Consider the following 21911-nt stretch of genomic DNA (forward strand, 5'->3'; position numbering starts at 1 on the left):
ATGAGAGGACCCGTCCCGGCCGCCCGCCCTCCCCTCCCCCGGCCGCGGGGAGGGCCCGTCCCGGCCGCCCGCTCGCCCCTCGCCCGGCCGCGGGTGTGGGGTGCCGTGATCGGCTGCCTGCTGGCGGCCGGGGCGGTCCTCCTCTCCCAGCTCTCCCCGCAGGTCTCCGGCGCGCCGGGGGCCGCCGGCCTCTCGGCGTCCGCCGTCCCCGCTCAGGTCCTCGGCCTCACGCCGCGGGAGACGGTGACGGAGGTGGCGGGTGAGCCGGTGGTCGGCGCCGAGGTCCTGCGGGCCGCCGACGTGCTGCGGGCCGAGGTGATCGCGGAGTTCACCGGCGCCGGCGTCCCGGCCGGGCCGGGGTTCTGGGACCGGCCGCGGGCCGGGGTCACGGCCCGCGACCGGCTGCGAGAGCGGGCGCTGGCGGCGGCTGTGCGGGACAAGACGCGCCGGATCTGGGCCCGGGAGGCGGGGCTGGTCGCCGAGGTGAGCGAGGCGGCGTTCCAGCGGGCGCTCGCGCTGGAGAACGGGCGGCGGGAGGCGGCCCGGCGGGCCGGGCGGCCGCTGCCCGGCGTGCCGGAGTACGACGAGTACACCTACGCCCAGGTGAGCGCCGCCGAGCTCGACCACGCGCTGAGCGAGCGGCTCGCCGGAGAGCTGGAGCTGTCGGAGGAGCGGCTCCGGGCCCACTACGGGAAGCTGGCCCGGCCGGGCGCGCCCTCCTTCGCCGAGGCCCGCGACAACGTGCGCCGCTCGCTGGTGAGCGAGGAGTACGCCCGGGCCCTGGACCGCAGGGTCGCCGCCCTGCTCGGCGGCCCCGCGCCGGGGTCCGGGACGGGCCCGGGGGCCGGCGCCCGCCGTACGGCGCCGCCCGCGGCCCACGGCGGAGGGTAGCCGAGACTCCGGGTCTTCTCAGGGGAGTCCCCGATGCGCCGATCTTCCGCCGGCACCAGGATGGGGGGCGACTATCCTGAGGGGGACCACGCGACTGGAGAGAACATGGCGAGCACCGGAGTCATCGACGACTACGTGACCGGGCTCAGCCGCACTCTCAAAGGCCCCAGGGGACCGAAGCTCGACATGGTCACCGAGGCGCGCGACAGCCTGCTCGACACCGCCGACGCGCTGGAGGACGGCGGGCTGGACCGGGCCGAGGCAGAGCGCGTCGCGGTCGAGGAGTTCGGCTCGATCAGCGAGATCGCACCGGGCTACCAGGAAGAACTGGCCGTCTCGGCGGGCCGCAGGCTGGCCGCCCTGCTCTTCGTCAGCGTGCCGCTGACCGCGCTCATGTGGGCCGTGATCTGGCAGATCTTCCCCATGGAGGCGACCGACCACGCCGTCAGGCCGGGCTGGTTCACTCCGGTCGCCCGCGGCCTGGACATCCTCCAGATGCTCACCGGCGTGCTGGGCGGACTCGCGCTGCTCGCGCTCGGACGGGGACTGCGCCGGATCCGGCGGCCCCGGATCGTCACCCGGTCGCTGGCCGTGCTCGTCTGGGCCATGCTGCCGGTCACGATCACGCTGAGCATGGCGCTGGTGTACGGCTCGCAGGGCCCGGTCGGCTTCTCCGGCTACCCGCCGGGCGTGGCCGTCGCGCTGGTGAGCGACGCGTTCCTGCTCATGCAGCTGTACAGCGCGGGCCGGTGCCTCAGCGTCACCGCCCGCCGGCGCCTCACCGCGTAGAACGCGGCTCCAGGACACTGCCGATCACGCCGGCGAACTCCCGCCAGGCGGAGCGCTCCCCGGCCAGAGCCGCGCGGCCCGATGAGGTCAGCCGGTAGGTGCGCCGCTTTCGCCCGCCCACCGTGGCCCACTCGCTGGCCAGGTATCCCGCCTGCTCCAGCCGGCGCAGCGCCGGGTAGACGGTGCCGGTCGGCACGTTCAGCGCGCCGCCGCTGCGCTCCTGCAGCGCCTCGATGATCGCGTATCCGTGCAGGGGGTCGTGCTCCAGCACCGACAGCAGCAGGGCGTCCATGTGCCCCCGGAGCGCGTCGGTGTTCACCCGGCCTCCCGTGCCGGGCGCGCGGGCGCCGTTCCGCCGGCCCGTTCGCTTCGCTCACTCACGGTGTCACCCTACCTCTCCTATAGACACTCTACATGTAGGTGACCTACATGTAGAGTGTCTACGCGTAGACAGACATAACAACGGAGGTGACACCATGGACGTGCTCGACCTGGCCCGGACGCAGTTCGCGGTGACGGGGAGTCTCCACTTCCTGTTCGTCGTGCTGACCCTGGGCCTGGCCCCCCTCGTCGCGATCATGCACACCCGCCACGCCGTGACCGGCAGGCCCGTCCACGAGCGGGCGACCCGCTTCTGGGGCCAGATCTACGTGATCAACTACGCGCTCGGCATCGTCACCGGACTGGTGATGGAGTTCCAGTTCGGCATGGGCTGGAGCGGCCTGTCCCACTACGCCGGAGACATCTTCGGCGCGCCGCTGGCCATCGAGACGCTCGTGGCCTTCTTCCTGGAGTCCACCTTCCTGGGACTGTGGATCTTCGGCTGGCACCGGCTGCCCAAGTGGCTCCACCTGGCGTGCATCTGGCTGGTGACGCTGACCGCCTACGCCTCCGCCTTCTGGATCATGGTGGCCAACTCGTTCCTGCAGAACCCGGCCGGGGCCGTGGAGCGGGGCGGCCGGCTGGTGCTGACCGACTTCGGCGCCCTGCTGACCAACCCCACCCTGGTCATGGCGCTCCCCCACGTGCTCGGCGCGGGCCTGTGGGTCGGGGGCTCCGTGCTGATGGGCGCCAGCGCCTACCACCTGTTCAAGCGCACCGCCGAGCGGGAGTTCTTCACGGGGTCGCTCCGCCTGGGGGTGATCACCGCCTTCGTCGGCTCGCTGGTCACCGTCGGCTCCGGCTACGCCCAGTTCGGCGCCATCTCCCAGGTCCAGCCGGGCAAGTTCAGCGATGAGCCGCTGGCCGGGACCGGGCTCAGCATGATGATCATGATCGGGCAGCTGCTCCAGCTCTTCGTCATGTTCGTGCTGCTGCCCACCGTTTACTGGCTGCCGCGCTGGCGCTGGGCGCAGTCGATCCTCATGCTCATCACCCCGCTGCCCTTCCTGACCGCGATCTTCGGCTGGCTGGCCCGCGAGGTCGGCCGCCAGCCGTGGCTGATCAACGGCAGGCTCACCGTCGCCGACGCGATGTCCCCCGGACTCACCAAGGGGATGGTCACCCTCTCCTTCCTCGGCTTCATCGGCGTGCTCGGCCTGCTCGCGGCCGTCGACTACCTCCTGATCGCCCGCACCGTCCAGCGCGGGCCCGCCGCCGCCACCCTCGGCGTGGACGGCCCCGCCGACCTCGCCGAACGCCCGCACGCGCTCAACCTGTAGGGAGACGACCATGGACATCCTCTGGACGGGCGTGTTCGCCCTCCTGCTGATCGGTTACTCCGCCCTGGAGGGCTTCGACATCGGCCTGGGCATGCTGCTGCCCGTGCTCGGCAGGACCCAGCGGGACCGTGACCGCGTCGTCGCCGCGATGGCGCCGTTCGTCCTGGCCAACGAGGTCTGGCTGGTGGCCGTGGCGGGCGTGCTGTTCGGCGCCTTCCCCTCGGTCGAAGGAGAGGTCCTGTACGGCCTCTACCCGCTGGTCGTCATCCTGCTCGTCTCATGGATCCTGCGCGACGCCGGTCTGTGGTTCCGCCGCCGCCTCGACGGCCCCGCCTGGCGGGCGGGCTGGGACTGGGTGATCTGCGCCGGCTCCTACGGCCTGGCGCTGAGCTGGGGCATGGCGCTGGCCGCGGTGGCCGGCGGCCTGTCCGGGCCGCCGCTCAGCCTGGCCGGCCTCGGCGGAGGGCTGCTGGTCGCCGCGGCGTTCGCCTTCCACGGCTGGACCTTCCTCTCCTGGCGGCTGCCCGGGCAGGTGACCGGGGCACGCCGGAGCGGCGGGGCGCTGCTGGTCTCGGCCTGCGTCGCGGCCGCGCCCGTCACCGCGCTGCTGGCCGCGCTCACCCCGTGGCTGCTGGAGCACACCGCGCCCGCCTCGACGCTAAGTGTGTTGAGTTTCATGATTGTGCCGTTCGCGCCCCTCATGGTGGGCGCGCAAGTATGGGTATGGCACACGTTCGGTCCCCGGCGTGCGGCCGATCGGATCCCGTCGTTCTTCTGAGGCTTTTCAAAGGTTCGCATGCACAAGGATCTCCTACGGCTCGCCCGGAGCGAACGTGCCGTCCGCCGTCACCTCGCCCTCTGCCTGGCCGCCGCGGTCGTCGCCGGCCTGCTCGTCCTGGTCCAGGCGGAACTGCTGGCGGGTGTGCTGTCCGGGCGGTTCGCGGCCTCGGCCCTGGTCCTGCTGGCGCTGGTCGTCGGCGTCCGGGCGGCGCTGGGCCTGCTGCAGGGCGTCGCCGCCGGCCGTACGACCACCGGCGTGAAGTCCGCGCTGCGTCACCGGCTGCTGTCGCGGCTGCAGGAGCTGGGCCCGGCCCGGCTGACCTCGCACCGCTCCGGCGAGCTGGTGACGCTGACCGGCCGGGGCCTGGACGCCCTCGACCCCTACCTGTCGGGATACCTCCCGTCGGTCGCGGTCGCGGGAGCCGTGCCGATCGCCGTGCTCGTCCGGCTGTCGGTCGCCGACCTGGCCAGCGCGGTGATCGTGCTGGTCACGCTGCCGCTCATCCCGATCTTCGGCGCGCTGGTCGGCATGCACACCAAGGCCGTCACCGAACGGCAGTGGCGGGCCCTGGCCCGCCTCGGCGGCCACTTCCTCGACGTGGTCCGGGGCCTGCCCACGCTGCGCGCCTTCGGCCGGGCCCACTTCCAGACCGGAGTGATCCGGCAGGTCGCCGACGCCCACCGCACCGCGACGATGCGCACGCTGCGGGTGGCGTTCCTGTCGTCGCTGGTGCTGGAGCTGGCCGCCTCGCTGTCGCTGGCGCTGGTCGCCGTGCCGGTGGGGCTGCGGCTGCTGTCCGGGTCGCTCGACCTGTCGACCGCGCTGCTGGTGCTGCTGCTCGCCCCCGAGGCATACCTGCCGCTGCGCAACATGGGCAACAAGTTCCACGCGGCGATGGAGGGGGTCGCGGCGGCCGACCATGCCTTCGCCGTACTGGACGGGCAGGCGGAGCCGCAGGCGCGGGACGGGCGGGCGTCCGCGGCGGGCACCGACCCGGGCGCGGCGCCGGGTGCCGCGCCGGAGATCCGGCTGGAGAACGTCACCGTGCGCTACCCCGGCCGGGAGGAGGCCGCGCTGGAGGACGTCTCGCTGGTGATCGCGCCCGGCGAGCGGGTCGCGCTGGTCGGCGAGAGCGGCGCGGGCAAGAGCACGCTGCTCCACCTGCTGCTCGGCTTCGTCACCCCCGCCGCCGGCAGGGTCCTGATCGACGGCGTCGAGCTCACCGACCTCGACCGGTGGCGCGGGCGGCTGGCGTTCGTGCCGCAGCGCCCCCATCTTTTCGCCACCTCGGTGGCCGACAACATCAGGCTCGGCGCCCCCGGCGCGACGGCCGGCCAGGTCGAGGCGGCGGCACGGGCCGCGCACGCCGACGAGTTCGTGCGGGCGCTGCCGGAGGGATACGACACGGTGCTCGGCGAGCGCGGCGCGGACCTGTCGGCCGGACAGCGGCAGCGGGTCGCGCTCGCCCGCGCCTTCTGCCGCCCGTCGACCGACGTCCTGCTGCTCGACGAGCCCACCGCCCGGCTCGACGGCCGCAGTGAGGGCGCGGTCGTGACCGCCACCCGCGACCTCGCCGACGGCCGCACCTCCGTGATCGTGGCCCACCGGCCCGCGATGATCGACCTGGCCGACCGGGTGATCCGGATCTCCGACGGCCGTGTGGTGTCCGACCGGGCAGCCGCCCGAGGACCCGGCCCGGCCGGCGGCGCCGTTCCTGCGGAGAAGACCGGGAGGTCCCTGTGAAGCGGATGGGTGGACGGCTGGCGCTGGCCGCCGGGGCGGGGGCGGCGGCCGAGCTGGCCGGGCTCGGGCTGATCGGGTCGGCGGCATGGTTGATCACCAGGGCCGCCGAGCAGCCCCCGCTGGCGGCGCTGAGCGTGGCGATCGTCGGGGTCCGGGCGTTCGCGACGAGCAAGGGCGTCTTCCGCTACGGCGAGCGCCTGACCGGGCACGACGTGGCGCTGCGCGCCCAGGCCACGACCCGGGAGCGGCTGTATGAGGCGCTCGTCCCGGCCGGTCCGCTGAACCACCGGGGAGCCGACCTGCTCAGCCGGATGGTCGACGACACCGACGCGGCGCAGGACCTGCTGGTCCGCTGCCTGCTGCCGGCGGTCGCGGCGCTGGTCACCGGCGTGGCCGCGGTCGTGATCGCGCTGTTCCTGCTCCCGGCGGCGGCGCTGACGCTGCTGGCCGGGCTGGTGGTGGCCGGGGTGCTGATCCCGGCCGGCGCGGCCGCCGCCGCCCGGCGCTGGTCGGCGCGGATCGCGCCCGCCCGGGCCGACCTGGCCGCCCGGGTCGCCGACCTGGTGCACGGCTCGGCCGACCTGGCCGCCTACGGGGCCGGCGACCGGGCGCTGGCGGCCTGCGCCGAGGCCGACGCCCGGCTGGCCGCGCTGGAGCGCCGGCAGGCCCGGGCGAACGCGGTGGCCACCGCGCTGGGCGCGCTCACCCAGGGCCTGACCGTGCTGGCGGTCGTCCTGGTCGCCCGCGACGCCGGAGCGGGCGCGGTCGCCACGGCGGTGCTCGCGCTGACCTCGCTGGTGTCGTTCGAGCCGGTGCTGCCGATGGCCGCGGCCGGAGAGCGGCTGACCGGGGTGCTGGCCGCCCTCCGTCGGCTGCGGGAGGTCCGCGCGACCCCGCCCGCCGTGACCGAGCCCGCCGCTCCCGTCGCCGTCCCCGACGGCCCGCCGACCGTCGAGGTCGACAACCTGGTGGTCCGGCACGGCCCCGGCCGCGCCCCCGCCCTCAACGGCGTCAGCCTCACCCTCACCCCCGGCCGCCGCGTCGCCCTGGTCGGCCCCAGCGGGGCCGGCAAGAGCACCCTGCTGTCGGCCCTGATGCGCCTGGTCGAGCCCGAGTCCGGCACGATCCGGCTGAGCGGGGTGGAGATCGGAGAGCTGTCGGCCGACGACGCCCGGCGGATGATGACGGGGCTGACCCAGGACCCCTACGTGTTCCAGGCGTCGTTGCGGGACAACCTGCGGCTGGCCGGCCCGGAGGCCGACGAGGACGCGCTGGCGGAGGCCGTACGGCGGGCCCGGCTGGAGCGGTGGGTGGAGCGGACCGGCTGGGACACCGTGCTCGGCGAGGACGGGCGGACGGTGTCCGGGGGGCAGTTGCAGCGGCTGGCCCTGGCCCGGGCGCTGCTGAACGACCCGCCGGTGCTGCTGCTGGACGAGCCCGCCGAGGCGCTGGACGAGGAGACCGCCGACGCGCTCATGGCCGACCTGCTGGACGCCACCCACGGCCACACGACGCTGCTGGTCACCCACCGCCTGCGCGGGCTGGAGCAGGTGGACGAGATCGTGGTGCTGGAGAACGGCTCGGTGGTCCAGCGGGGCACCCACGCGGAGCTGGTGGAGGCCCCCGGCTACTACCGCGACCTGTGGCGCTCGGAGGCACTGGTGGCCCGGCGGTAGTCCCGGACAGCCGGGAGCCGCGCCACGACACGCCACCGGGTCCGAAAAGGATGTGCCGCCGGGTCCGCAGCGACCCCGGCGGCACATCCGTCTGTGAAGACTACTCCCCGGCCTTCTCGACGAGGGTCACAGTGGCGGTCTGGGTCTGGCCGTCGCGGACGTAGGTGACGGTCACCTTCTGCCCCGGCTTGAAGCCGCGGACCGCGCCGACCACGGTGGTGCCGTCCTCGACCACGGTTTCGTTGATCTTGGTGATCAGGTCGCCCTGCTTGATCCCGGCCCGGGCGGCGGGGCTGTCCTCGACCACCTGGCTGACCAGGGCTCCGCCCGCGTCGCCGGTGACAGGGGCGAGGTTCACGCCGAGGAAGGCGTGGGTGACCTTGCCCTTGTCGATGAGCTGCTGGGCGACCTGCTTGGCGGTGTTGATCGGGATGGCGAAGCCGACGCCGATGTTGCCCTCGCCGCCGTTGGTGGCGATGGCGGTGTTGATGCCGACCAGCTCCCCGGAGGCGTTGACCAGCGCGCCGCCGGAGTTGCCCGGGTTGATCGCCGCGTCGGTCTGGATGGCGCCGCCGATGGCGGTGGGCGCGCTGCCGCCCTGCTGCCCGCCGCCCCAGCCGGGCGGGAGCTGTTGCTGCTGCTGGCCGCCGACGGTCAGCGTGCGGTTCAGCGCGCTGACGATCCCGGCGGTGACCGAGCCGGACAGGCCGAGCGGGCTGCCGATGGCGAGCACGGAGTCGCCCACCTTGAGCCGGTCGCTGTCGCCGATCGAGGCCGCGGTGAGGCCGGAGACGCCTTCGGCCCTGATGACCGCGAGGTCGGTGGCGGGGTCGGTGCCGACGACCTTGGCGGTGGCCGACTTGCCGTCGCTGAACTTGACGCTCACCTGGGCGCCCTGGCCCAGCCCGCCGGCCTCCACCACGTGGTTGTTGGTCAGGATCAGGCCGTCGGCCGACAGCACCACTCCGGACCCCTCGCCGCCCCCGTTGGCGGTCTTGACCTGGATGGACACCACCGCGGGCTGGACGGCCTTGGCGACGTCGGCGACCGTGGTCACGTTGCTGACCTGGCTGACGACCGGGCTGGTGGAGGAGCCGATCGTGGTGGTGGTGCCGCCGAAGGAGGCCACGGCGAAGGCCCCCGCCACCCCGCCGCCGACGGCCATCGCGGCCAGTGCCAGCCCCGCGCCCAGCTTCTGCGCGGCGGTGAGCGGGACCCGCTGCGCGGGGACCGGGGGCGGCGTCTCGGCCGCGTACGGTCCCGGCACCGGGTGGATCAGCGTCGGCTCCGGCCCGGCATCCCCGCCCGGGGCGTACTCTCCCGCACGCGGTGGCACCTTGCCGAACTGAGTCCAGCCGTCGTTGCCGGGGGTCGTCTCGGCCGGGGTGCCGTCCTGCTCATTCTTGTTCGGATCCATGTCTTCCCCCAACTCCTGCGTCCGCCCGTGGGTTGCCGGGCGGCGACCGGTCCTCCCGGTGACTGAAACGATGCCTCAGCCCGCGTAAGCGCAGGTTAAGAGGATGATCTCGGTTGTTCGAATCCTCTGACAGCCTGCTTATAGCGGCTGGTCAAAGCAGGCCGAACAGCCCGGAAACCGCGTGATCCCGAGGTGATCACTCCGCGGACGGGCCCGGGGGAGCAGGTCCATCCGGGCCTACCCGTCTAGAACGTGAAGCCGTGGTCGGTCTCGCCGCCCTGTACGGCCTCCAGCTCGGCCTCCAGGCCGGGCAGCAGGCGCTGGAGGGCTTCGTGCCATTCACGGTGACGCCCGGGGTGTTCCACCATCGCTCCGCACGTCCTGCACATGGGTGGCTGGGGTTGCGTCATACCGAGATCCCTCCGGTGGGCGATCGACGACACCGATCCGCGACGGGTGGAGCACCTCCCGTCCGGCACCGCCTGCCCTGACAGACGGATCCGGAACCACATTTCGCGGACCGGTCTCCCGGTGGCCGGCTCTCCGCCGTCGCGGCGTGTCTCTCGGGCCCCGCCAGGCCCGCCCGCCTCGCCCGGCCCCACCCCGTCCCGTCCGGGCGCAAGGGGCCGGGGGCTCAGGGGACGTCGGGCCAGTACTCGTCGCGCAGGAGACGCTTGTAGAGCTTTCCCGTGGGATGGCGGGGCAGTTCCGCACGGAAGTCGACGGACTTGGGGCACTTGTAGGGCGCGAGCCGGGAGCGGCAGTAACCGATCAGCTCGGCCTCCAGCCCAGGACCGGCCAGATCCATGGAGCTCGGCTGGACGACGGCCTTGACCTGCTCGCCCATCTCCTCGTCCGGGACGCCGAAGACCGCCACATCCGCCACCTTCGGATGCAAGGACAGGACGTTCTCGGCCTCCTGCGGATAGATGTTCACCCCGCCGGAGATGATCATGTAGGAGCGGCGGTCGGTGAGGTAGAGGAAACCCTCCTCGTCGAGGTAGCCGATGTCGCCGAGAGTGGTCCAGCCCCGGCCCAGCGGGTCCTGTGCGGATCTCGTCTTCTCCTCGTCTCCGTGGTAGACGAAGCGCGGACCGTCGGAGAAGTAGACCGTGCCGTGCTCACGCGGCGGCAGCTCGTTGCCGTCCTCGTCGCAGATGTGCACCACGCCGAGCAGCGGGCGGCCGACTGTTCCTTTGTGCTTGAGCCAGTCGTCCGGGCCGACGTAGAGGAAACCGTTGCCCTCGGTCCCCGCGTAGTATTCGTGGACGATCGGCCCCCACCATTCGATCATCCGCTCCTTGACCGGGACCGGGCAGGGCGCGGCGGCGTGGATCGCGCACCTCAGCGACGAGAGGTCATAGCGCGCCCGGGTCGCCTCCGGCAGCTTGAGCATCTTGATGAACATGGTCGGCACCCACTGCGAGTGCGTGACCCCGTACTTGTCGATCAGCGCGAGCGCCTGCTCGGGGTCGAACCGCTCCATCACCACGAGCGTCGCGCCCAGGCGCTGGAAGCTCATGCAGTAGCGCAGCGGGGCGGCGTGGTACAGCGGCGCCGGGGAGAGGTAGACGCTGTCGGCCGATGGCGCGAACAGGAACTGGATGAGCTGCAGCAGCGCTCCCGGCGTGTCCAGCGGGGCCCTGGACAGGGTGGGTTTGACACCCTTGGGCCGGCCGGTCGTGCCGGAGGAGTAGAGCATGTCCATGCCCTGGCACTCGTCCTCGACGGGCGTGGCGGGCTGGAAGGCCACCGCCTCCTCGTAGGAGGCGAAGCCGGGGGCGACGCCGTCCAGCATGAGCCTGAGCTCGACCTTCGGCGTCGCGGCGGTGATCGAGGTGGCGACCTCCGCCAGCTTGGCGGAGGAGACGAACACCCGCGCCCCGCAGTTGTCCACGATGTAGGCGAGCTCGTCGGGCGTCAGCCGCGAGCTGATGGCCGTGTAGTACAGGCCCGAGCGGTGCGCGGCCCAGGCGACGGCCAGGAACAGCGGATGGTTCTCCAGCATGAAGGCCACGTGGTCGCCGGGCCGGAGTCCGGTGGCGCGGAAGAGGTGGGCGAGCCGGTTGGACTCCTCATCCAGCTCGCGGAAGGTCACGACCCGTCCTGAGTCCGCCATGATCACAGCGGGCTTGTCCGGCGAGACTGCGGCGATGGCTCCCGGGTGCATGAAACCGAACATTACTCGGTTCGGTGTTCGGTGAGAAGGCGTGGCGGGGCCGTGGCTCCCGGCTGCGCGGGGGCCACGGCCCGGTGACCGGCCTCAGGCGGCGGGGGTGACGGCCCCCTTGTAGGTCTGCTCGATGAACTGCTTCACCTCGGGGCCGGCGAGCAGCTTGGCCAGCTTCGCCACGCGCGGGTCCTGCTCGTCGCCGGCGGCCACGACCAGGCCGTTGGCGTAGGGGTTGCCCTCCGCCTTCTCCAGCACCAGCGCGTTCTCGGCCGGCTTGAGACCGCCCTCCAGCGCGTAGTTGCCGTTGATGACGGCCGCGTCCACGTCCTCCAGCGCGCGGGGAAGCTGGGCGGCCTCCAGCGGCTGGAACGTGAGGTTCTTGGGGTTGCCGGTCACGTCACGCTCGGTGGCCGCGGTGCCGACCCCCTCCTTGAGGGTGACCAGGCCGTTGTCGGCGAGCAGCTTCAGCGCCCGCCCCAGGTTGGTGGCGTCGTTGGGCACGGCGACGGTCGCGCCCGCAGCCAGCCCGGCGACGTCGGTGACCTTCCTGGAGTAGAGGCCCAGCGGCTCCAGGTGGACCGGCTGGACGAGGCTCAGCTTGGTGCCCTTGGAGGCGTTGAAGTCGTCCAGGTAGGGCCTGTGCTGGAAGTAGTTGGCGTCGAGCTGGCCGTCGTCGAGCTGCACGTTCGGCTGGACGTAGTCGGTGAACTCGACGATCTCCAGGTTCAGGCCCTCCTTGGCGGCGAGCTTGTCCTTGACGAACTTCAGGATCTGCGCGTGCGGGACGGGGCTCGCGCCGACCTTGAGCACCTCCGACGCCGACTCCTTGCCCGCGGCGCCCGCGGCGGTGGTGGGCTCGGTCGAGCCGCAGGCCGTCAGCGCGACGGCCAGGGCGACGATCGCGGACGCGATCGCAGGGAACTTACGCATGATGCACTCCTTTTGGGCATGGGAGACCACAGGCCGCCGCTTGTGGCGGGGCCCGGGGGAAGGGAAGGGGTCAGTGCCGGGCGAGACGGCGGGCGACGGTGTCGCCCAGGGTCTGCACGAGCTGGACGATGACGATCAGCACGACGACGGTGACCACCATCAGCGTGGTCTCGAAACGCTGGTAGCCGTAGCGGATGGCCAGGTCGCCCAGCCCGCCGCCGCCGATCGCCCCGGCCATGGCCGAGTAGGAGATCAGCGCGACCACGGTCACGGTGAGCCCCGCGACCAGGCCGGCCATCGCCTCGGGCAGCAGGACCTTGCCGACGATGGTGGCCCCGCCGGCCCCCATGGCCTGGGCCGCCTGCACCTTGTCCCGGCCGACCTCACGCAGCGCGGTCTCCACCAGCCGGGCGAAGAACGGCGCGGCGCCGAGGGTGAGGGGGACCACCGAGGCGACGGTGCCGATGGTCGTCCCCACGATCAGCCGGGTCAGCGGGATCACCGCGATCATCAGAACGATGAACGGCAGCGAGCGGCCGATGTTGACCACGAGCCCGAGCACCCGGTTCAGCGTCCAGGACGGGAACAGGCCGTCGCGGTCGGTGACGATCAGCGCCACACCGAGCGGCAGCCCGATCAGCACGGTGAACAGCGTGGACCACAGGACCATCTGGGCGGTCTGCCAGGTCGACTCCCACAGCAGGGGAGCCATCTCATCCCACGTCATACGTCACCCTCCGTCGGCCGCAGCCCCTCGCCACCGTGTCCGCTCACTCGCCCGCTCACCGGCTCTCCTCCACCAGCAGGCCGCGCCCGGACAGGTAGGCGAGGGCGGCCTCACGCTCGTCACCGGTGAGGCGCAGGCGCAGGCGTCCGGCGGAGACGCCGGCCACCTCCTCCAGCGCCCCGCCGAGGATGTTGACGTCCACGTCGAACTTGCGGACCACCTCCGACACCACGGGCTCGTCGGCCTGTCCGGTGAAGGTGATCGTGACGGTGCCGGGGTCCGGCGCGGGGAGGGGGAACAGCTCCGCGGTGAGCCGGGACCCGGGCCTGGCGATCAGCTCCGGGATGGCCCCGGACTCCTCGATCAGGCCGTTGCGCATGATGGCGGCCGAGTCGCAGATCGACTTGACGACGTTCATCTCGTGCGTGATCAGCAGGATGGTCAGCCCGAGCTCCCGGTTCAGGCTCCTGAGCAGGGCCAGGATCGACTGCGTGGTGGCCGGGTCGAGCGCCGAGGTGGCCTCGTCCGACAGCAGCACCGAGGGACTGCCGGCCAGCGCTCGGGCGATGCCGACCCGCTGCTTCTGCCCGCCGGACAGCTGCGCGGGATGCGCCTTGGCCTTGTCCGCCAGTCCGACCAGCTCCAGCAGCTCGGCGACCCGCCTGGTCCGTTCGGTCTGCCCGACCCCCATGACCTCGAGCGGGAAGGCCACGTTCCCGGCGACGGTGCGGGAGGACAGCAGCGCGAAATGCTGGTGGATCATCCCGATCCGCTGCCGGGCCCTGCGCAGCTCGGCCTGCCCCAGCGTGGTCAGCTCCTGCCCGGCCACGGTGACGGTGCCCTCGGTGGGCCGTTCCAGGAGGTTCACGCAGCGCAGCAGGGTGCTCTTGCCGGCGCCGCTCTGCCCGAGCACGCCGAAGATCTCCCCCTCGCGGACGTGGAGGTCGACGCCGTCGATGGCGACCACCTCACGGTCCCGATCTCGATAGACCTTACGCAGGCCCGACACATCAATCACAACTGTTCCCCACCATCAGAACGGATCGTCGAAAAGATCTCAGAGCGGGGGAAGAGCTAGCGCGTGCCGGGATGGAAGGGGAGATGGCTCAGACGGCGCAGGACGAGGTCGTCCGCGGGGCAGCTCATGGTTCTCAGGGCCTTCGTGAAGGGAACGGGCGAGTGCGGGCTTTCAGTGCATGAGGCACATGCGGCGCATGGCCCGCATGGGAGAGGCCTGACACATGCGCATGCCACAACACATGACCCGGCCCTGCGGGGTCATGCGTTCACGATGCGCCACGTTCACGTGTGCGTCAACGTGGCCCCGCTTCCCCCGATTCCCGACAGGTCATGTGACTTCGATCACGCCGTGCCGGGGACCGCCGTAAATTCTGATCTTGTCCGGCGGCCCGGGACCCGCCCTCCGGGCAAGGCCCTCCGGAGAAAGCACGGGGCCCGCCCTCCGGAGAGGACGGGCCCCGTGCGGACGGCGGGTCAGGCCGCGGCGTGCTCGGCGACCTTGGCCGGGGTGAGCGCGATCTCCAGGACCTCCCGCACGTCGCTCACCGTGTGGATGGTGAGCTCGTTGCGGACGGCCTCGGGGACGTCGTCCAGGTCGGGCTCGTTGCGGGCCGGGATCAGCACGGTGGTGATGCCCGCCCGGTGGGCGGCCAGCAGCTTCTGCTTGACCCCGCCGATCGGCAGCACCCGGCCGGTGAGGGAGATCTCACCGGTCATGGCCACGTCGTTCCTGACCGTACGGCCCGACAGCAGCGAGGCCAGGGCCGTGGTCAGGGTGACGCCGGCGGACGGGCCGTCCTTGGGGACCGCGCCCGCGGGGAAGTGGATGTGCACCGAGCGGTCCTTGAGGGAGGCCACCGGCAGCTCCAGCTCCGCGCCGCGCGAGCGCAGGTAGGACAGGGCGATCCTGGCCGACTCCTTCATGACGTCGCCGAGCTGGCCGGTCAGGGTCAGGCCGGTGTCGCCGGTCTCCGGGTCGGCCAGCGACGCCTCCACGTAGAGGACGTCGCCGCCGGCGCCGGTGACCGCGAGGCCGGTCGCCACGCCCGGCACCGCCGTACGCTGGCGGGACTCCGGCAGCGAGGACTCCGGCACGTGGCGCGGGCGGCCGAGGTAGGGGACCAGGTCTCCCACCGTCACGGGCAGCTCGCCCTCGCCGAGCGCGACGTTGGCGGTCACCTTGCGCAGGACCCTGGCGATCGAGCGCTCCAGGGACCGGACTCCGGCCTCCCGGGTGTATTCGCCCGCCAGCCTGCGCAGCGCGTCTTCCTCGACGGTGACGTCCTCGGCGGTGAGGCCGGCCTTGTCGAGCTGACGCGGGAGCAGGTGGTCGCGGGCGATGGCGACCTTCTCGTCCTCGGTGTAGCCGTCGAGCGTGACGATCTCCATGCGGTCCAGCAGCGGGCCGGGGATGGCCTCCAGCACGTTGGCGGTCGCCAGGAACAGCACGTCGCTGAGGTCGAGCTCGACCTCCAGGTAGTGGTCGCGGAAGGTGTGGTTCTGCGCCGGGTCGAGCACCTCCAGCAGCGCGGCCGTCGGGTCGCCCCGGTAGTCGGAGCCGACCTTGTCGACCTCGTCGAGCAGCACGACCGGGTTCATCGAACCGGCCTCGCGGACGGCCCGGACGATCCGGCCGGACTGGGCGCCGACGTAGGTGCGCCGGTGGCCGCGGATCTCGGCCTCGTCGCGGACGCCGCCGAGGGCGACGCGGACGAACTTGCGGCCCATCGCGCGGGCGACGGACTCGCCCAGCGAGGTCTTGCCGACTCCGGGAGGGCCGGCCAGCGCGAGCACGGCGCCGCTGCGGCGCCCGCCGACCACGCCGAGCCCCTTCTCGGCCCGGCGCCCGCGGACGGCGAGGTATTCGATGATGCGGTCCTTGACGTCTTCGAGGCCGGTGTGGTCGGCGTCGAGGACGGCGCGGGCCGCGGCGATGTCGTAGGAGTCCTCGGTCCGCTCGTTCCACGGGATGTCGAGGACGGTGTCGAGCCAGGTGCGGATCCAGCCGGTCTCGGGAGACTGGTCGGAGGTCCGCTCCAGCTTGTCGACCTCCTTGAGCGCGGCCTCGCGCACCTTCTCGGGCAGGTCGGCCGCCTCGACGCGGGCGCGGTAGTCCTCCTCCTCGGTCTCCGGGGAGGAGCCGTTGAGCTCCGACAGCTCCTTGCGGACCGCGGCGAGCTGCTGGCGGAGCAGGAACTCGCGCTGCTGCTTCTCCATGCCCTCCTGGACGTCCTTGCGGATCGTCTCGGCCACGTCGAGCTCCGCCAGGTGCTCGCGCGACCACTCGACCAGCTTCTCCAGCCGGTCGGCGGGGTCGGGGGTCTCAAGGATCTCGGCCTTGCGCGGGGTGCTCAGCCAGGGGGCGTAGCCGGAGTTGTCGGCGAGGATCGACGGGTCGTCCATCTGGTTGACCGCGTCGACGACCTGCCACGCGCCCCGCTTCTGCAGGATGGTGGTGGCCAGCGCCTTGTACTCCTTGGCCAGCTCCTCGGCGCGCTCGCCCGCCCGGACGGCCTCGATCAAGGTGGCCTGCACCCATAGGGCGGCGCCGGGGCCGGTCGTGCCGGAACCCACGCGGACGCGGTCTACGCCGCGCACCACCGCCGCGGGCTCGCCCCCGGGCAGCCGGCCCACCTGCTCGACGACGGCACGGACGCCCACGGAACCGTATCGCCCGTCGATGCGGGGAACGAGCAGCACCTCTGGCTTGTTGTCGTCGAGAGCCTGAGCCGCGTCGATCGCGGCCCGGACCTCGTTCTCCGACAGGTCCAGCGGAACCACCATGCCCGGCAGCACGACCTCGTCGTCGAGCGGAAGGACCGGGAGGATCAAGCTCTCACTCATGCGAACTCCAAAGGTTGAGTTACATCGACTCAATTAATGGGAGCCTTGAAATGTTCCCGAGGTTGAGCGTGTTCGCTGTGAGCGATCGTAATCGTGTAATCGTCCCTCTTGGGAGGGACTGATCCGGATCACCCCGGGGTGTGACGCCGGGCCGTACCGGAGCTGTCTACGCTGGGCCGATGCTCTTGCGCGACGGCCTCCTGCGGCTGACACAGCCGGTCACCCACGCCCTGGTGAGCGGGAGCGCCGGTCCGCCGTTCCCCCGCTCGCGCCGCCTGGGACCGCGCATGCCCGCCTTCCTGGGCCTGCTGCCGTTCCGGACCATCGACCTGGTCCTGCTGGCCGACGCCCTGATCGCCTGGTCCCTGTTCAGTAACGGGTTCCCGGACCTCACGCACGACCAAGAACAGATGTTGCGTGCCGGCGATCTCATGGAGCGGTTCCCCGAGCCGTTGCTCTGGCTCGCCGCCGCGGCGCCCTCGTTCCCCCTGCTGCTGCGTAACCGGTGGCCGCTCGCGGCCTGGCGGCTGGCCACGCTGGGCATGTTCCTGGCCGCCCCGATCGTGCGCGCGCTGACCACCGTGCCCTACTCCACGGCGGGGGTCGTCACCTATCCGCTGATCGTCTACGCCGTCGCGGTCCGCTGCGAACGGACGACCACCCTGGGCGCGTGGATCGTCTCGATGCTCGCCGTGGCGGCCACCAACTCCGCGAACCACGCGGAGATCCTGACGGCCGCGCTCCTGCTGGGCGTCGCCGCGCTCCTCGGCTACAACGTGCGGGCCAGGCGGCTGGCCACCCACCGCCTGGCGCAGGAGGAACGGCGCAGCAAGCAGGCGCTGGCCTGGCAGGCCGTGCTGGAGGAACGGGCCAGGATCGCCAGGGAACTGCACGACGTCGTCGCCCACCACATGTCGGTGATCGCCATCCAGGCGGAGGCCGTACCGCTGCAGGCGGCCGGGGACGCCGGGCGCCTGGAGGAGGGGCTGCGGGAGATCCGCGCGCTCTCACTCGCGGCCATGACCGAGATGCGCCGGGTGCTGGGCGTGCTCAGGGACGAGGACGGGCGCACCGACACCGCGCCGCAGCCGGGCCTGGGCCGTCTGGAGGAGCTCGTCGGCACCGCGCGCTCGGCCGGGCTCACCGTGACGCTCAGCCTGGGCGGCGACCTGACCGGGCTGCCCACGGCGGTGAGCCTGTCCGCCTACCGGATCGCGCAGGAGTCGCTGAGCAACGCCATGCGGCACGCGCCGGGCTCGGCCGTCTCCGTGAGGATCAACCGGACCGGCGACGAGCTGCACGTCAATGTGACCAACGACGCCAGGCGCCATCCCGCCGACGGACCGGGACAGGCGGGCGACCGGGGGCACCCGGGGCACGGGCTGATCGGCATGCGGGAACGGGCGTCCATGTTGGGTGGGAGGCTGTGGGCCGGGCCCGTGGGGACGGGCTTCGCGGTCACCGCCATTCTGCCGATCATGGAGAACACATGACGATCCGGGTGCTCATCGCCGATGACCAGAGCATGGTCAGGACCGGCCTCACCGTCTTCCTGGACTCCCAGCCGGACATCGAGGTGGTGGGCGAGGCGGCCGACGGCCGCGAGGCGGTGGACCGGGTGGCCGGGCTCCGGCCGGACGTGGTGCTGATGGACGTGCGGATGCCGGTCATGGACGGGCTGGCCGCGACGCGGGCCATCCTGGACGGAGACGGCTTCTCGCCCAAGATCCTGATCCTGACGACGTTCGACCTCGACGACTACGTCTACGAGGCGCTGCGGGCCGGGGCCAGCGGGTTCCTGCTCAAGGACGCCTCGGCGCAGCAGCTCGCCGAGGCGGTCCGGGTGGTCGCGGCCGGGGAGGCGCTGTTGGCGCCCTCGGTGACCCGGCGGCTGATCGCGGAGTTCGCGCGGGTCGGGCCGCGCCGCCCGCGCGGCCGGCTGGACGACATCACCGAGCGCGAGACCGAGGTGCTCACCCTCATCGCGCAGGGCCGCTCCAACCAGGAGATCGCCGAGCAGCTCGTGCTGTCGGAGCAGACCGTCAAGACCCACGTGGGCCGGATCCTGGCGAAGCTGAACCTGCGCGACCGGGCCCAGGCGATCGTCCACGCCTACGAGACGGGCCTGGTCCGTCCGGGCGGGTGAGGAGCCGGGGGCGGTTTAATGACAAGGTGTCGTCATCAGCTTGACGGGGGCACGCGGTTTTTGTGACACTGTGTCATGAAAAGCCTCTTCGACGCGGAGTGATCATGAGTGAGCCAGCGTTCTCCGAAGTCCTCAGGGACGCCACCTGGAGCGACCACGGGGCGGCCGAGGACGAGAGCTACCTCAAGGCCCTGATGGCGGGCCACCTGAGCCGCGAGGCCTACGGCGAGATGGTCGCCCAGCACTACTTCGCCTACGCCGCCCTCGACGGCGCCTCCAGGGCGCTCGCCGACGACCCGGTCGCCGCGCCCTTCGTCTTCCCCGAGCTCTACCGCGAGGAGGCGCTGGCCCGCGACCTGGAGACGATCTACGGCGCCGGCTGGCGGTCCAGGATCGAGCCCTCCCCGCCGACCCGGACGCTGGTCGCCCGCATCGAGCAGGTCGCCACCCGGCCCGACGGCTACATCGCCCATCACTACACCCGCTACATGGGCGACCTGTCCGGCGGGCAGTTCATCCGGATGGAGCTGCAGAAGATCTACGGCTACCAGCCGGGCGGCGGCGTCGATTTCTATCTCTTCGACCAGGTCGGCAGCCTGCCCCGGTTCAAGAACGAATACCGCGCCCGGCTTGACGCGCTGCCCCTGGACGAGGCCGGCAGGCAGCGGATCATCCGCGAGACCAAGCTGGCCTACCTGCTCAACACCGAGGTCCTCGCCGACCTCGGCCGGGTGGCGCGCGCCGAGCTCGCCGCCTGAGCTCCCCCGCGCCCCGCCGTACGGCCGGCGCCGGCACGGCGGGGCCGCCCGCCCCGCCGAGCGGCGCCGGTACGGAGACCTCACGGCTCACAGCCCGTCCGCGCCGCCCACTCTGTGCGACCATGGGGGCATGCCCCGGATTTCGGCCGCGACGATCGGCGAACATCGCGCCCAGACACGGGACCGGATCCTGCAGGCGTTCTCACGGCTGTCCCGCGGCCAGGGGATAGACACCATCTCGATGACCGACGTGGCCAGCGAGGCCGGCATCACCCGGACCGTTCTCTACAACTACTTCCCCGACAAGGCCGCGCTGCTGCTGGCCTTCACCGAGCGGGTGACGCACTACTTCATCGAGAGCTACGAGCGGGAGCTGCCCGAGCACGCCTCCCCCGCCGAGCGGCTGCGGGTCTTCGTCCGGCTCCAGCTCGCCGGGCTGCTCGCCCACCCCCACCCCGGCCCCGCCGACCTGTCGGCGGCCCTGGGCCCCGACGCCTACCAGCGCCTGGCCGACCACGTCGCGCCGATGCAGCGCATTCTGACCGGCATCCTCGACAGCGGGGTGGCCTCGGGCGACTTCCGGACCCCCGACGTGGCCGCCGCCGCTCGCATGATCATCGCTGTCCTCGGCGCCGAGCGGGTGCCCCTGCTCAGCGGCACGGTGACGCCGCAGGAGGCCGAGGAGACCGTCTGCGGGTTCGTGCTGCGCGGGCTGGGCGCCTGAGGGCGTCCCCTGGGCTCCGGCACGCCGCACGGCGGCCGCCCGCCGGTGGGCGGCCGGGAAATGTCGGTGGCGGTGGCTACCTTTCGATCGACCCCCGACGCGAGGAGCCTGCCAGATGTACCGCCAGGGAGACATCCTGATCGTGCCCGTCCACGAGGAGGCCGTGCCCGCCCCGGTCCGGACCTCGCCGTCCGTGCCGCGTGACGCCCGCGGCCGGCTGGTGCTGGCCCTGGGCGAGGCCACGGGTCACGCCCACGCGGTGGTCGGCCCCGGCACGCTGGTGCGCGGCCTGCGGCCGCTGGACCCCGACTTCCTGAACGTCCCCTCCGGGGGGCGCGTCGTCCACGAGGAGCACGCCGCGATCTCCCTGCCCAAGGGCTGGTACCGCGTGCAGCGCCAGCGCGAATACGTCCCCGGCGCCTTCCGCGTCGTCGCCGACTGACCTCTCTTCTCCTTTCCCGCCCGACTTTCCCGCCCGACCGGATCTCCCCCCACGGGCGCCGCCGGGGCGAGCGGCCCGCCGGCCCGACAGGCCCCGAGCCTGACGGCACCGGGGCGGAGCCCGGATCTCCACGCTGGAGGTATTCGATGACCGTCACCACCGAACTGGCCGACGTCCTGACCGCCGCCGCGCTCCGCTGGCAGGAGGCCGCCTTCAGGTCCGGTCCCGCCGACCGGCCCGGCGCCGAGGCCGGAGTGCGGCTGGCGTACTGGATCGCCGGCCTGGCCGAGCCCGAGAAGATCATCTGGGTCGACTCCCCCGCCGCGGGCGCGCGGGCCATCGCCACGCTCGGCGCCGGCCGGCCGGTGCGCGACGCGGTGCGGACCGGCCCGTGGGAGCGGGCCAGGGCCGAGGCGCACGCCTCACTGGGCCCGGTGGACTGGCCGCTGGCCTGGTCGCTGACCGGAGGACGGCTCTGGGATCCGGTGAACCGGCTGGTCGTCCAGATCCGCCGGGGCATCGCCGCGACGGAGGAGTCGGAGCCCGTCGCGGCCGCGCTGCGCGCCTCCACCCTGGACGCCGTGCTGGGCCAGCAGGACGCGCCGTGGCTGTCGCTGTTCGACGCGCTGGGCAGGCCGGAGGTGGAGGGGCTGGTCCAGGTCGCCCGGTCGGCCGGCTGGTGGTGGCCCTTCGAACGGGTGGCCATCGTGTGCGAGCGCCCCGCCGAGCTGCACCTCGACGAGCTGTCGCGCCTGCACCGCGCCGAGGGCCCGGCGCTGCTGTTCCCCGACGGCTTCGCCGTGCACGCCTGGGGCGGTATGCCGGTCCCGGCCGGCTTCGCCGCCTCCATGGCGACGCTGACCCCCGAGCGCATCCGTGCCGAGGAGAACGCGGAGCTGCGCCGCGTCATGCTGGAGCACTTCGGCTACGACCGTTACCTCGCCGAGTCCGGCGCGACCCCGCTGCACCAGGACGAGACGGGTGTCCTGTGGCGGATCGACCTGCCCGACGACGAGCCGGTGGTGATGGTCGAGGTGGTCAACTCCACCGCCGAGCCCGACGGCACCTTCCGCAGATACTGGCTGCGGGTGCCCCCGTCCACCCGCACCGCCCGCGAGGGCGTGGCCTGGACCTTCGGCATGTCCGAGGCCGACTACCGGCCGGCCCGGGAGACCTGACAGGGAGACCT

The 21911-nt window shown here is 72.6% G+C and carries 20 protein-coding genes; 12 read left to right on the plus strand and 8 right to left on the minus strand.

What is annotated here, in order from left to right:
* Together ACZ6R6_RS40370 and ACZ6R6_RS40375 are read left to right on the plus strand one after the other, a co-directional pair.
* Positions 1–891: a hypothetical protein gene (locus ACZ6R6_RS40370; protein WP_470102211.1), complete on the plus strand. Its 891-nt coding sequence runs from the start codon at positions 1–3 to the stop codon at positions 889–891.
* Between the two features lie 105 nt (positions 892–996).
* Positions 997–1680 carry a permease prefix domain 1-containing protein gene (locus ACZ6R6_RS40375; protein ID WP_470102212.1) on the plus strand — a complete coding sequence of 228 codons (684 nt, stop codon included), beginning with the start codon at positions 997–999 and terminating at the stop codon, positions 1678–1680.
* On the opposite strand, the gene ACZ6R6_RS40380 is transcribed toward ACZ6R6_RS40375, so the two are convergent.
* Positions 1670–1999, minus strand: a complete 330-nt coding sequence (locus ACZ6R6_RS40380) for a PadR family transcriptional regulator (protein WP_306858219.1) — start codon at positions 1997–1999, stop codon at positions 1670–1672. The genes ACZ6R6_RS40375 and ACZ6R6_RS40380 overlap by 11 nt on opposite strands.
* Before the next feature lie 157 nt (positions 2000–2156).
* Between ACZ6R6_RS40380 and ACZ6R6_RS40385 the strand changes: the two genes are divergently transcribed.
* Genes ACZ6R6_RS40385 through cydC form a run of 4 tightly spaced genes read left to right on the plus strand, consistent with a single transcriptional unit; the run spans position 2157 to position 7541 of the window.
* Entirely contained in the window at positions 2157–3341 is a 1185-nt protein-coding gene (locus tag ACZ6R6_RS40385) for a cytochrome ubiquinol oxidase subunit I (protein WP_470102213.1), read from the plus strand.
* A 10-nt stretch (positions 3342–3351) separates the two neighbouring features.
* Entirely contained in the window at positions 3352–4119 is a 768-nt protein-coding gene (locus tag ACZ6R6_RS40390) for a cytochrome d ubiquinol oxidase subunit II (protein ID WP_470102214.1), read from the plus strand.
* A gap of 18 nt (positions 4120–4137) precedes the next feature.
* Positions 4138–5865, plus strand: coding sequence for a thiol reductant ABC exporter subunit CydD (gene cydD / locus ACZ6R6_RS40395; RefSeq protein WP_470102215.1), 1728 nt, complete (start codon positions 4138–4140; stop codon positions 5863–5865).
* Positions 5866–5870: 5 nt separating this feature from the next.
* Entirely contained in the window at positions 5871–7541 is a 1671-nt protein-coding gene (gene cydC, locus ACZ6R6_RS40400; protein ID WP_470102242.1) for a thiol reductant ABC exporter subunit CydC, read from the plus strand.
* A gap of 100 nt (positions 7542–7641) precedes the next feature.
* Here cydC and ACZ6R6_RS40405 read toward each other — a convergent pair whose 3' ends face one another.
* From ACZ6R6_RS40405 to lon, 7 genes are all read right to left on the minus strand, one after another.
* Positions 7642–8958 (minus strand): S1C family serine protease, encoded by a 1317-nt coding sequence (locus ACZ6R6_RS40405; protein WP_470102216.1) that lies wholly within the window; start codon positions 8956–8958, stop codon positions 7642–7644.
* Positions 8959–9203: 245 nt separating this feature from the next.
* Positions 9204–9326, minus strand: a complete 123-nt coding sequence (locus ACZ6R6_RS40410) for a hypothetical protein (RefSeq protein ID WP_470102217.1) — start codon at positions 9324–9326, stop codon at positions 9204–9206.
* Between the two features lie 266 nt (positions 9327–9592).
* Positions 9593–11128: an acyl-CoA synthetase gene (locus ACZ6R6_RS40415; protein ID WP_470102218.1), complete on the minus strand. Its 1536-nt coding sequence runs from the start codon at positions 11126–11128 to the stop codon at positions 9593–9595.
* 93 nt (positions 11129–11221) lie between these two features.
* On the minus strand, positions 11222–12061 hold the full coding sequence (locus tag ACZ6R6_RS40420) for a MetQ/NlpA family ABC transporter substrate-binding protein (RefSeq protein ID WP_470102219.1): 840 nt from the start codon (positions 12059–12061) through the stop codon (positions 11222–11224).
* Between the two features lie 70 nt (positions 12062–12131).
* Complete coding sequence (locus ACZ6R6_RS40425; protein WP_470102220.1) at positions 12132–12788, minus strand: methionine ABC transporter permease; 657 nt, start codon at positions 12786–12788, stop codon at positions 12132–12134.
* 55 nt (positions 12789–12843) lie between these two features.
* Positions 12844–13806, minus strand: a complete 963-nt coding sequence (locus ACZ6R6_RS40430; RefSeq protein WP_470102221.1) for a methionine ABC transporter ATP-binding protein — start codon at positions 13804–13806, stop codon at positions 12844–12846.
* Positions 13807–14282: 476 nt separating this feature from the next.
* Positions 14283–16652 carry an endopeptidase La gene (gene lon / locus ACZ6R6_RS40435; protein WP_470102222.1) on the minus strand — a complete coding sequence of 790 codons (2370 nt, stop codon included), beginning with the start codon at positions 16650–16652 and terminating at the stop codon, positions 14283–14285.
* A 179-nt stretch (positions 16653–16831) separates the two neighbouring features.
* Between lon and ACZ6R6_RS40440 the strand changes: the two genes are divergently transcribed.
* The 6 genes from ACZ6R6_RS40440 (at position 16832) to ACZ6R6_RS40465 (ending at position 21900) form a co-directional block, all read left to right on the plus strand.
* Entirely contained in the window at positions 16832–18145 is a 1314-nt protein-coding gene (locus ACZ6R6_RS40440) for a sensor histidine kinase (RefSeq protein WP_470102223.1), read from the plus strand.
* On the plus strand, positions 18142–18798 hold the full coding sequence (locus tag ACZ6R6_RS40445) for a response regulator (RefSeq protein ID WP_470102224.1): 657 nt from the start codon (positions 18142–18144) through the stop codon (positions 18796–18798). Before ACZ6R6_RS40440 ends, ACZ6R6_RS40445 begins: the two co-directional genes overlap by 4 nt.
* 104 nt (positions 18799–18902) lie before the next feature.
* Entirely contained in the window at positions 18903–19556 is a 654-nt protein-coding gene (locus tag ACZ6R6_RS40450; RefSeq protein WP_470102225.1) for a biliverdin-producing heme oxygenase, read from the plus strand.
* Positions 19557–19686: 130 nt separating this feature from the next.
* On the plus strand, positions 19687–20280 hold the full coding sequence (locus tag ACZ6R6_RS40455) for a TetR/AcrR family transcriptional regulator (RefSeq protein ID WP_470102226.1): 594 nt from the start codon (positions 19687–19689) through the stop codon (positions 20278–20280).
* Positions 20281–20395: 115 nt separating this feature from the next.
* Positions 20396–20722, plus strand: coding sequence for a hypothetical protein (locus tag ACZ6R6_RS40460; protein ID WP_470102227.1), 327 nt, complete (start codon positions 20396–20398; stop codon positions 20720–20722).
* A 146-nt stretch (positions 20723–20868) separates the two neighbouring features.
* Positions 20869–21900 (plus strand): DUF6745 domain-containing protein, encoded by a 1032-nt coding sequence (locus ACZ6R6_RS40465; protein ID WP_470102228.1) that lies wholly within the window; start codon positions 20869–20871, stop codon positions 21898–21900.
* Positions 21901–21911: the final 11 nt, after the last annotated feature.

This window comes from Streptosporangium sp. NPDC048886, assembly GCF_055586905.1.